This is a genomic window from Runella defluvii (assembly GCF_014195535.1).
Lineage (GTDB): Bacteria > Bacteroidota > Bacteroidia > Cytophagales > Spirosomataceae > Runella > Runella defluvii.
This window is the reverse complement of sequence record NZ_JACIBY010000001.1, coordinates 550,458-562,438: the sequence shown is the minus strand read 5'-3', so window position 1 is coordinate 562,438 and position 11,981 is coordinate 550,458. Positions and strand designations below refer to the sequence as shown.

10 protein-coding genes are annotated in these 11,981 nt (G+C 47.0%); 7 read left to right on the top strand and 3 right to left on the bottom strand.

All coding sequences use genetic code 11. From position 1 onward, the window contains the following. Nucleotides 1–67 precede the first annotated feature (67 nt). From FHS57_RS02290 to xerD, 3 genes are all read left to right on the top strand, one after another. Complete coding sequence (locus FHS57_RS02290) at nucleotides 68–1,027, top strand: vWA domain-containing protein (RefSeq protein WP_183971232.1); 960 nt, start codon at nucleotides 68–70, stop codon at nucleotides 1,025–1,027. Between the two features lie 50 nt (nucleotides 1,028–1,077). Beyond that, nucleotides 1,078–2,400 carry an ethanolamine permease gene (gene eat / locus FHS57_RS02285; RefSeq protein ID WP_183971231.1) on the top strand — a complete coding sequence of 441 codons (1,323 nt, stop codon included), beginning with the start codon at nucleotides 1,078–1,080 and terminating at the stop codon, nucleotides 2,398–2,400. 232 nt (nucleotides 2,401–2,632) lie between these two features. Beyond that, nucleotides 2,633–3,526: a site-specific tyrosine recombinase XerD gene (xerD, locus tag FHS57_RS02280; RefSeq protein WP_183971230.1), complete on the top strand. Its 894-nt coding sequence runs from the start codon at nucleotides 2,633–2,635 to the stop codon at nucleotides 3,524–3,526. A 91-nt stretch (nucleotides 3,527–3,617) separates the two neighbouring features. On the opposite strand, the gene FHS57_RS02275 is transcribed toward xerD, so the two are convergent. After that, nucleotides 3,618–4,157, bottom strand: coding sequence for a DUF8685 domain-containing protein (locus FHS57_RS02275; protein WP_183971229.1), 540 nt, complete (start codon nucleotides 4,155–4,157; stop codon nucleotides 3,618–3,620). A 291-nt stretch (nucleotides 4,158–4,448) separates the two neighbouring features. Between FHS57_RS02275 and FHS57_RS02270 the strand changes: the two genes are divergently transcribed. From FHS57_RS02270 to FHS57_RS02255, 4 genes are all read left to right on the top strand, one after another. After that, nucleotides 4,449–6,131, top strand: coding sequence for a fatty acid--CoA ligase (locus tag FHS57_RS02270; protein ID WP_183971228.1), 1,683 nt, complete (start codon nucleotides 4,449–4,451; stop codon nucleotides 6,129–6,131). A 141-nt stretch (nucleotides 6,132–6,272) separates the two neighbouring features. Continuing rightward, nucleotides 6,273–7,457, top strand: a complete 1,185-nt coding sequence (locus tag FHS57_RS02265; RefSeq protein WP_183971227.1) for an NRAMP family divalent metal transporter — start codon at nucleotides 6,273–6,275, stop codon at nucleotides 7,455–7,457. A gap of 51 nt (nucleotides 7,458–7,508) precedes the next feature. Continuing rightward, nucleotides 7,509–8,009, top strand: a complete 501-nt coding sequence (locus FHS57_RS02260; protein ID WP_183971226.1) for a metallophosphoesterase family protein — start codon at nucleotides 7,509–7,511, stop codon at nucleotides 8,007–8,009. A gap of 117 nt (nucleotides 8,010–8,126) precedes the next feature. After that, nucleotides 8,127–9,245 carry a DUF2911 domain-containing protein gene (locus FHS57_RS02255; RefSeq protein ID WP_183971225.1) on the top strand — a complete coding sequence of 373 codons (1,119 nt, stop codon included), beginning with the start codon at nucleotides 8,127–8,129 and terminating at the stop codon, nucleotides 9,243–9,245. 86 nt (nucleotides 9,246–9,331) lie between these two features. On the opposite strand, the gene FHS57_RS02250 is transcribed toward FHS57_RS02255, so the two are convergent. Together FHS57_RS02250 and FHS57_RS02245 are read right to left on the bottom strand one after the other, a co-directional pair. After that, entirely contained in the window at nucleotides 9,332–10,750 is a 1,419-nt protein-coding gene (locus FHS57_RS02250; RefSeq protein WP_183971224.1) for a hypothetical protein, read from the bottom strand. Between the two features lie 27 nt (nucleotides 10,751–10,777). Next, a complete protein-coding gene (locus tag FHS57_RS02245; protein ID WP_183971223.1) occupies nucleotides 10,778–11,956 on the bottom strand; it encodes a hypothetical protein in 1,179 nt (392 codons plus the stop codon). Nucleotides 11,957–11,981: the final 25 nt, after the last annotated feature.

Sequence of the window (11,981 nt, the reverse complement as noted above, 5' to 3'; positions counted from 1 at the left end):
GTTTACAGTTCACGGTTTACCTTTTGGGGATTTTTTGTTTATTTGAACAGGATTTTAGGGTTTTGATATGAATTTTAACTACGAACTCACACTCGTCGAGTATATTTTTATTGCTGCATTCCTCATTTTGTACAGTGTGTACATTGGACGAACCTTGTACGTTGCCAAGGCGTTGGGTAGTACTGCGCGGGGCGTAGTCATCAAGTTTTTTTTGAGAACTACCTACGTTGCTCTGTTGATTGTAGCGATTTTAGGGCCTTTTTTTGGTGAACCCGAACGCGACATTATTGCTGAAGGAAAAGACATCATGGTGCTCGTCGATGTATCAAAATCAATGGATGCGACTGACGTTCAGCCTTCTCGCCTCGACAAAGTCAAATTTGAACTACAACGCCTCACTACTTCCCTCAGCGGAAATCGGTTTGGCCTCATGATTTTTTCAAGTAGTCCATTTTTGCAAGTTCCGCTTACGTTCGACCTAAACGCTTTCAGCTTGTTTACCCAAACCCTCAACACCTCTCAAGTCAGCAACCACGGTACTGATATTTGCAGTGCGCTGGATTTGGGGGTAGAAAAACTTGTCCAAAACCGTTCGACCAATACCTCAAAAATTATTTTACTTCTGACCGACGGGGAAAATTTTGGTGCCTGCGAACGTCAAACTTTTACCAATATCAAAAAATTTGACCTTAAACTGATGATTGTGGGCATAGGCACCACCAACGGTGGCCGAATTAAAGAAGGAACAGGATGGGTAAAAGACGACAACGACCAAATTGTAACCACGCACCTCAACAATGCTTATTTAAGAGAGTTAGCAAAATCTACCAACGGAAAATATTTCGAAATCAACAGCCAACAAAACGCCATCGGAGATGTTGTTGATGCCATCAATTCGGTGGAAAATCGGCTAATTGATAGCCGTAAAGTGGCCGTTGTAAGTAATAAATACAGGTATTTCTTGATGGTCGCGCTCGTTTTAATTGCCCTTGACATCTTAGTGACGGTATCGACATTCCAAGTATAGCCTAGCCTCGTTACTTTTTATTTTTTCACTAAACCCACTGACACACCACCATGTCGGACTCAACAAACAACACCCATTTAGAAGCATCCCTTACGCCCACCTTACTTTGGGGGCTGGGCGTCGGTTACGTTATATCAGGAATGTACTTTGGCTGGAATTTTGGCCTTGAAAAAGGCGGCTCCCTCGGCATGGCCCTTGCCACGGGGCTCGTTGTCATTATGTACGTCTGTTTTACGTTTGGCTACGCCGAGCTTTCCTGCGCTATTCCCAAGGCTGGCGGCATTTTTGACTACGCCACTCGCGCATTAGGTCGCGACTGGGGGTTTGTAGCAGGCATTGCCCAAGTCGTTGAATTTGTTTTGGCTCCCCCCGCCATCGCTGTTGGAATAGGCGCCCACGTCAATCTTTTTTTCCCCGAATTACCACCCACGTATGCCGCCATCGGTGCATATATCGTATTTACCTCGCTCAACATCATTGGGGTAAAGTTGGCCGCTACTTTTGAGCTCTTAATTACCTTTGTTGCCATTGCGGGGCTTTTATTATTTGCCTCCATTACGTTCGGGGCGGTTTCGGTTCAGCATTTATCGCACAATGCCCTACCCAATGGCTGGTCGGGCGTATGGGCTGCCATTCCTTTTGCCATTTGGTTTTTTTTAGGCATCGAAGGACTAGCCAACGCCGCCGAAGAAAGCAAAAACCCTCAACGCGACCTGACACGCGGCTTTGGTTCTGCGATGTTTACCCTCGTCATACTTTGTAGCATTACCTTCATCGGTTCGGTAGGGATTGCGGGCTGGGAGGCTGTCATCTACAAAGCCGATGGCAGCTCTTCAGACTCTCCCTTGCCTTTGGCACTGGCACGCTTGGTCGGTGAGTCTTCAATTTGGTACAGTGCCGTTATTGTAACAGGTTTGTTTGGCTTGGTAGCCTCGTTTCACGGGTTGCTAATGGCAGCTGGACGCGCCACGTTTGAGATGGGCCGCGTTGGGCACTTTCCACGGATTTTGGGTCAAATTCACCCCAAACTCCAAACCCCCGCCAATGCGTTGTTGGTAAATATGGTAGTCGGAATCATCGTTTTGTTGTCCAATACTTCGGCCGACATCATCGTGTTATCAGTGCTCGGAGCGCTTACCCTTTATGGCTTTGGGAGTATTTGTGTGATACGCCTCCGCCAAAACGAACCCAACCTCCCTCGGCCCTTTCGTGCACCTGCTTATCCCTACATTCCTTGGTGCGCTTTTGGGCTTACTTTGGTGTCATTAATTGCCGTCGTCGTGTCTAATCCCCTCTTGGCCGCTTATTATGTCGGAACGCTTGTAGTTAGTTTTACCATTTATTGGGCAATTAGTATGTATCAAAAGGAATAAAAGCCGTTTCAGTAAAAATTTCGCACTTTTTAATTTCATTTTAATAAAGAATGCATTAGCTTTGTTCTCGAATTCAATTCTTTCTCATTCGAGAAATTGGATTTATAGAAATGGTGTGGATAACGTCGGAAAGCTGTTCGAAATTTCGAGCAGCTTTTTGTTTTTTCAGCCCTCCTGATTTCCACCCAAAAGCCCGTACTTTTGTGCCATCATTTAGCAACAGGGCTTATTTATGTGGGATATTTACCTAAAACACTTTAAAGATTTTTTACTCCTCGAACGCGGTCTGGCCGACAACTCCGTGGAAGCTTACGTACGCGATGCCACCAAACTCGCCGAATACGTCGAATTGATGGGAGGAAAAGAAATCACGGCGGTGGTTGAGTTCGATATTTTGGGATTTTTGGGCTACCTGCACGATTTGGGACTGGCGGCGCATTCACAAGCACGAATTTTATCAGGTCTTAAAGCATTTTTCAAGTACTTACTTCTCGAAAATATCCTTACAATTGACCCAACCCAACTCATTGAATCTCCCCATTTGTCGCGGCATTTGCCCGATGTTCTCACTTACCCCGAAATTTTAGCGTTGTTGGAAGCCAATGACCTTTCGACCCCCGAAGGAATGCGCAACCGTGCCATGTTGGAAGTGCTGTACAGTTCAGGACTGCGGGTATCTGAGCTGGTCGATTTACAAATCACAAATTGTTATTTTGACGCAGGTTTTTTGCGGGTGATTGGAAAAGGAAGCAAGACCCGACTGGTGCCCATTGGCAGCGATGCCGTCAAACAAACTTTGCTTTACGTCAACCATACCCGTAGCGCCCTCGAAGTACAGAAAGGCCACGAAGATTTTGTGTTTTTGAACCGTCGGGGTAAGCAGCTTACCCGCGTCATGGTATTTTTAATCATCAAAAACCTGGTTGAAGTGGCTGGAATACCCAAAAAAGTCAGCCCGCACACTTTTCGTCATTCCTTTGCCACGCACCTCATCGAAGGTGGGGCAGACTTGCGTGCCGTTCAAGAAATGCTCGGTCACGAATCAATCACTACTACCGAAATCTATACTCACCTCGACCGCGAATACCTCCGCGAGGTAGTCACCAAATACCACCCAAGGGCCTAAAAAAAAGTCGCGGGGGGCATGGCCCCCCGCGATCTCCGCTTTTACTTTACCCCTTATTCAAATCACATAAAAACGTGAATTGAGAAGCTCTTTATGCGTTATCACTGCTAGATTTTTCCCCCACAAAATAGTGCTCAGTTTGTTTGAAGAGCAGGTTGAAGGAGGTCATCGAACCGTAAATCTTGGTGATATACTGCTGAATATTCACTTTTTCTTCGTCATCTAATTTACTCGCATTGATACGTTGTTCCAGTACGCGTAGGCGGTCGCGGGTCATCACGATTTTATGGAAAAAACTATCAATCGTCATTTCTTTGGGAGCCAAATCACTTCGTCCAGGCTTCAAAATCAATTTTCCACCCTTCCATTTATCTCCCAATGGAACAACTTCACTCACATCCAGCCATTTTTGAAGAATTTTAGTCAAAGATTGTTCTACATCAAAAAGACTAACCAAATCGGTGTCTAATTCAACCGCTTCTACAATCTCTAAAGGAGCGTCCAATTTAATGACCTTGTTCCCGTACTCAATAAATGTGATACTATAACTACTCGACTTCACATTTATCACTACCCCATCTCCAAACTCGCTATGACGTACTCGAGAACCTACTCCTAAAATCTGCTTCATTACAAACTGTTTTTGTGAGCTATGCTATTCTTGTAAACAACTTACGTGCCAAACTCTACTTTACTACTCAAAAATTTTTTTTTGTCTTCTAAATAAAAATGTATCAGTTGGTTACAAATCAGCTTTTTTTACTAATCAACATAACAATATATACCAAAATTAAAGCTTTGGAAGAGAAAATGGCGCATTGACTCATTGGTAAAAAAGTTATTTTACTCGAAGCACACCACTTTTTATAGCGATTCAAAGAAAAAACATAAATTTACCCAAACAAAAAACCTTTCGCTAGCAATGATTCAAACGCGCATTATACCCCGCACGCCCTCGGCTTACGACCCGCCATTGATTATTAAAATGTTGTTCAACCAAGTCACAAAATACAACCCACAACGTGAAATCGTGTACCGTGACTTGTTTCGGATGAATTATACCACCTTTGACAAACGAGTACGTCAACTAGCTAATGTCCTCACCGAAATAGGGGTAAAAGGAGGTGATACGGTGGCCGTTATGGACTGGGATAGCCACCGTTATTTGGAGTGTTTCTTTGCGATACCGTGTTTAGGAGCGGTTTTACATACGATCAATGTTCGGCTTTCGCCCGCCCAAATTCTCTATACCATGAACCACGCCGACGACAAGGTGGTGATTGTGCATGAGGATTTTGTGCCCATCATCGAAGCCATCAAAGACCAACTTACTACCGTCGAGAAATTTATCATCGTCAGTGATAAAGTGTATCAAGACCCCAATGCGCCATTGGTCGAAACCTCGTTTCGCCTTGAAGGTGAATACGAAAGCCTCCTTAGTAACGCCTCCGACCAATACGACTTTTCTGATTTTGACGAAAATAGCTTAGCTACAACTTTCTACACCACAGGTACAACGGGAAACCCGAAAGGGGTGTATTTCTCGCATCGACAACTGGTGATGCACACGTTTTGTTTGTTGGCGTATTTTCCTGGCTACCGCGCTTTGCCACTCGACCACCGCGATGTGTATATGCCCATCACGCCCTTGTTCCACGTCCACGGCTGGGGCTTTCCTTACTTGGCAACCATGCTTAACTTTAAACAAGTGTATCCAGGGCGTTACGAACCCGAAATGTTGTTGAGGTTGTTATTAAAAGAAAAAGTGACCTTCTCTCACTGCGTTCCGACCATTCTCAATATGCTCGTCAACAGCCCCGTAGCGAAACAAGTGGATTTGAGTAAATGGAGCGTTCTGATTGGCGGCTCGGCCCTTACAAAAGGACTGGCCAAAGCCGCGTTAGAACTGGGCATCAACGTGACGCAAGGCTACGGAATGTCAGAAACCGCGCCTATTATGTCGGTGGTACACATGACGGACGAACAACTTCAATTGAGTATCGACGAACAATTACCCTTCCGAACCAAAGCGGGGAAAATTGCGCCGTTTGTTGAACTGGATATTATTGACGACGACGGCAATTCACTCCCACACGATGGCGATGCCGTGGGCGAATTGGTCGCACGTGGGCCATGGATGTCACAAGGCTATTATAAAGATGCTGAAGCGTCGGAAAAACTGTGGGCAGGCGGATGGCTACATACGGGCGACGTAGCGGCGATTGGCACCGATTATTACGTCACCATCGCCGACCGCGTCAAGGATGTCATCAAAACGGGCGGTGAATGGGTTTCTTCGCTCGATATTGAGAACTTGCTCTCGCAAGTAGAAGGCGTGGCCGAGTCGGCGGTGATTGGGTTTCCCGACCCCCGTTGGGGTGAACGCCCCCACGCCATTTTGGTCATCAAACCCGATTACCAAGGCAAACTCACACCCGAAGGAATCAAAGCAGGACTCCAAGCACGGGTTGACAGCGGCGAAATCAACAAATGGTACGTGCCTGACAACATTAAATTTGTCCCCGAAATCCCGAAAACGTCGGTGGGTAAAATTGACAAAAAACGGATTCGGGTAGAGATGAAGGAGTTGATTTTGGGCCATTGATAACGAGAAGAAAATTTGAACACAGACTGGGCGGAGGAGACAGATTTACAATGGTATGCAATAGAAAAATCAGTGTAAATCCGTTTAATCTGTTGTATCTGTGTTCAAATTTTATGATTTTGTGCAAAATTCCCTTCCCTAATGAGCAAAGCATCTACGAACCCTCCCTCCTCCACGAACACACTTCTTGGCGCTGCCTTTCTGATGGCGACCTCGGCGGTAGGCCCAGGCTTTTTGACCCAAACTACCGTTTTTACCCAGCAACTGCTCGCCAACTTCGGCTTTGTGATTCTGCTTTCGATTTTGCTTGATTTAGGGGCACAGTTGAATATTTGGCGCATCATTGCCATCACCGAAAAACGCGCCCAAGACATCGCCAACGACCTATTTTTTGGCTTGGGTTATTTACTTTCAGCCCTGATAGTCATCGGAGGATTGGCATTTAACATTGGTAACGTCGCAGGGGCAGGCTTAGGAATTGAAGTCATGAGCGGGTTGGATGTCAAGATTGGCGCGTTAGTGAGTGCAGGCATTGGCATCGCCTTGTTTCTACTTCCCGAAGCGGGCAAAGCCATGGACAACTTCGCCAAGTATCTGGGTATCTTAATGTTACTTCTTATCGCTTACGTAGTTTTCTCGGCTTATCCTCCCGTGGGTGAGGCCCTTGTACGCACCGTTGCTCCCCAACAATTTGACCCCATTGCCACCATCACGCTCGTTGGCGGAACCGTCGGCGGGTACATCACTTTTGCGGGCGGCCACCGCTTGCTCGAAGCGGGTATAAAAGGGGCGCAGTACCTTCCCCAAGTCAACCGAAGTGCTACCACAGGTATTTTGGTTACTTCCATCATCCGTTACTTTTTGTTTTTAGCAACGTTAGGGGTCGTGGCTACGGGACTTACTTTGAGCAAAGACAATCCGCCCGCTTCGGTGTTTCAGTTGGCCGCTGGGCAGGTAGGTTATCGCTTGTTTGGGGTCTTGATGTGGAGTGCCGCCATTACGTCGGTCATTGGTTCGGCTTATACATCGGTTTCGTTTTTACGTACCTTCCACCCATCCCTCGAACGCAATCACCGTTACCTAACCGTCGCGTTTATTACGGTTTCTACCGTTATCTTTTTGGCCGTTGGCAAACCCGTTCAGATTTTGGTGTTTGTCGGTACCGTCAATGGTTTTATTCTACCCATTGCGCTGTCGGTCATGCTCATTGCAGCTCGCAACAAACGATTGGTCGGCAACTACCAACACCCGCTTTGGTTACAACTTGCGGGCTGGCTAGTTGTCCTCATCATGAGCGGCATGGCGATTCAGACGTTGTTGAAATAAGTAGTTGTAACCTAAAATTCGACATTCTGCCCTCTACACTCGATATTCTTTATGAAACGTATCGGTCTTATTTCTGACACCCACCATTTTTTGGACGACGCCGTTTTTACCCACTTTGACCAATGCGACGAAATTTGGCACGCGGGCGACGTGGGTAGCGTCGAAATTTTGGACAAACTAGCTCAATTTAAACCGCTACGAGCGGTATATGGCAACATCGACGCCAAAGAAGTCCGCTGGCAAGCCCCCGAACACCAACGTTTTGAGCTGGAAGGTTTTCGAGTGTGGATGACGCACATTGGTGGCGCTCCCCCAAAATACAACCCGCACGTTCGACCAGAGTTGGTCAATGCCACGCCCGATATTTTTGTGTGTGGGCACTCGCACATCCTCCGCGTCATGCGCGACCCGCAACTTCACAATATGCTTTACCTCAACCCAGGCGCGGCAGGCCGAGAAGGTTTTCACAAAATACGTACCCTTTTGCGGTTTGTTTTAGACAGCGGTAAAATCAGTCAAATGGAAGTGATTGAACTGGGAAAACGTGGCTGATTATAAATAGTTTTGCTATTCCCATAACCTTCGTTTCTTGCCAAAATACCCCAAAAAGGGGGATGTAGATGCTAGTAATTTTGTTCTACTTCGCAGGAAAACAAAACTTCATCTTCCATGAAACGTCTCTTCCTTCTTTTTAGCTGGTACATTGCTAGTGCCTACGCCCTGCTTCATGCCCAAGGCCGCCTCACTACCGCCCCCGATGGTGGCAATAAAAAAGCCTTTGTTTCTGAATACGTTGGCGTGGTGAAAATCGACATTTCTTATCATCGTCCTGGGGTCAAAGGTCGTGAGGGAAAAATCTGGGGAACGCCCATTGCCCCCTATGGCCTCAATGACTTGGGTTTTGGTACGAGCAAAGCCGCTCCTTGGCGCGCAGGTGCCAACGAAAACACAACCATTTCGTTCTCCTACCCCGTCAAAATCGAAGGAAAAGACCTACCTGCGGGCACCTACGGCCTCCACATGATACTAGGCGCAGACGAAACCACCCTCATTTTTTCAAAAAACCATACCTCTTGGGGTAGTTTTTACTACGACCCCACCGAAGATGCCCTGCGTGTGGCAGTCAAAAACCAATCGCTTCCCCAAAGCGAGGAATGGCTCAAATACGAGTTCACTGACCAAACCGAAAACGGCGTAACCGTAGCAATGCAGTGGGAAAAACGCCAGATTGCGTTCAAGGTAGAAACCGATGTTCACGCCGCGCAAGTAGCCTCGTTTGCCAACGAACTTCGCAACACGCCTGGGTTTGCATGGCAGGGGTTTGTAGAAGCCGCCAATTACTGCGTTCAACACAACATTGCCTTAGACAAAGCATTGGCCTGGGCCGACCAAGGCATTTCAGCTCCTTTTATCGGGCAAAAAAACTTCCAAACCCTGAGCGCCAAAGCGGGCGTGTTGTTAAAGATGAACAAAACCGCCGATGCCGACGCACTCATGAAGGAAGCCCTGCTACTAGGCTCGATGAACGAACTCCACCAATATGCCCGAACCTTGCTGGCAGCCAAACGCGCCCGAGAAGCCTTTGAGGTATTCAAAGTAAATTATGATAAAAACCCCAACACATTTACCACCAACGTAGGTTTAGCGCGTGGTTATTCGGCCATTGGCGACAGCAAAAAAGCGTTAGAATACATGAAAGCCGCGCTTCCCCAAGCACCCGACGCCCTCAACAAAACCAGCGTCGAAGCCATGATTAAAAAGTTAGAACAAGGTCAAGCCATCAATTAAGCATCAAAAAAGGAGGGCAAGCCCTCCTTTTTTGATTAAAAAGTATTTATTCGACACTCGTCACTCTCCCACTCGACACTTGTGCCTTATTCTCCTTCTCCTCGAAATTCATCGGTAATCATTTTCCGAATCATTTGGTGTGGGCGAAGGGAATTGCCTTTTTTGCCCGAACCTGTGGTGAGATAATTAATGCTGCGGTCGGCGGCAGTGGCTGCTTTTAAAGCCAAATTATGTGTATTCATCACCGAGTTTCTAAACTGCGTAAACTCTTCTTCGTTCATCAATTCGCGCGCAATTTCACCTTTTGCGTAACCATCGTTGAAAGACGCAATTCGGCTATCGGTTTGGGCCAAACGCGTAGTTTCAATCAGTTCGTCAAGCTCATTGCGGAGTTTGAGGCGTTCGGCACGTAAGTCGTCCAAATTAGGGAGTATTTCTAGCTCGTGCGCCAAAATATCCTTCTGAGTCGTATCTTCAGCCACTTCTTTTTCGGCGCCTTCAATTTCTTTCACCAATTTTTTACGGCGACGACGCAAGCGCCCCAAACGCGGGTCGATTTGTAACCAGCGGTACCAGAAGTTTTGCAAAACGGGCAAGGCCATTCCCAACGAAACAGCACCCGCTAAGGCAAACAAAATTCCACTCAAAACAAACGATGCCAAGGCCCACGGGCTGTTGACCAACCCTAAATTCAGCTCGTCGGAACGTAGCAATTGTTGTTCAATTTTTTGTAACAAGGCTTGCTGCTGCGCGGGCGAAATTGACGCCGTTGGGTCGAGCGGAGTAGCGTTTAACTGCAAGTTTTTCACCGACTTATTGATGGCTTCTTTGAGTTTGTCGGTACGGTACGCCTCGTAACGAAACCAGCCCAAAATCCCCAATGTCACAATCGCAAATCCTGCCAAACCCACCTTAAACCACGCATAACGCGAGCGTGCTTGCTGCGTATGTTGATCGGTGTAGGGTTTTTCAATGAGGCGGTCGTAGGCGGGTTTGAGCAAAATAGAAATCATGGCCAAACCAATGGCAAACGCCCAAGCTTCGTAGTTGTTACGGATGTTGAGGGCATAGGCCACAATTTCGTGCGAGATAATCAAATCGCCGAACACAAAAGCCAAACCTGCCGCAAAGAAAAACAAGCCCGCCAACAGCGAGTACTCCGACTGCGTTTGTTTACGGCGGTTGCGAAGCGCCTCGGTTTCTTCGTCAATTTGGTCACGTTGCATGACTAAATCGGCCAAACGTTTGCTCGATTTGGTAAAACGCTGGACAAATTCTTGCAAATGGTCGTACGCCACCTTGCGTTTTATCGTCGTCTCTTCTATCTGATTTTCAACCCGCTGCACTTCATTGCGACGGTCATTAACTCGTTGCACCAGCCAATTGTAATGTATTTCGCTTGACAAATAGCTTTCGTACGGATTTCGGTTTTCCGATCCTTCAACACCGCTATTGTAGCCGTGCAAAAAATCAGGTTTTTCGGTATGTTGTTGGTTCTCTTCCATGGTTGTTTTTGGCTAAATAAAAAGCACCTACTCAAATCCTTTTTCAAACTCACGCCATTGCTTATCCGTTAGGCGGTCGCGAAGTTGACGTGCCAAGTAAAACTCACTTTCAAACAATTTGATAAGTGCATCGCGGCGGGCGTTCAAACGAGCCACTTCGGCCTCAGCTTTGTTGAGATTGGGCAAAATCTGCCATTTCTGCACCCGTAATGCGTCGATTTCGGCCGTTAGTCGCGCTACTTCGCCGTCCCAAGTTTCCGTTTTGGTTGATTTTTCTTTCTTCAAATTTGTCCCTGTCAACCATATTTTCAAGTCATTTCGCAATACGGTGATGTTGCTTAACAACAATTTTCCCGCAAACAAAAACAAGAAAAACACAAAGACAAACAACGCACCTGCCCGCCAAACACCTTGACTTTGAATAGCTTGCACAAACACAAACAAGGCAGCAGCAAACGGCATCCCCACCTCTTCAAGCATTCGCCGCCACGATACGTTGCTTTCCGTATCATGAAACAACGACACCCGTCCAAACAGGTTGAACATCCCCGCTAAAAACACCCCAACTGCAATCCATTGACTGTTGGGATACAACGGGCGGAGGGTATCGTCAATCAGAAAATAATTCCCCACGCACATCGCCGCCGAAAAGGCCAAACCCACAATTGTACGAGGCAATTGGTGCTCTCCGTCGTGGTTGCGGCTTTCCATATCAGAACATTTTTCCTTGAGCTCGGTGATACGATTTTCCTTTTGCTCAATAAACAGGTTCAGTTCTTGAATTTTCTCCCCGTGACGCTCCACTTCCCGTTCCCAATCGGCCGTTTGGTGGACAAAATAATTACGGATAATGGCCACCTTTTCCTCCGCTTTTGACTCAGACAAACCAAAAATCACTCCTTCATCACGCAGCAGGGTTTCATCTTCTAGCCAATTTGGCCACTCGATTTTTTGGCTAGGGGGCGTCATCACCCACGATTTCGTCTCCGACTGAGGCTCTTCCGCAAACAAAGGTTGTGACGGAGCCGCAACCACCGCAGGCGTGATAGAACCCATAGTGGGCAACGTAGGCATAGTCGCCGTTACGGGCGCAGGCATTGGAGCAGCGACCTTGGGTGGCTCCAATTCATCAAAAGACACCAATTCAGGGTCTTTTTGAAAGTTATCGCGACTAAAATAGGCTTTGACACGTTCAAAGAAGCTCATATTGGATGGTTTGGGCTGTTAAATG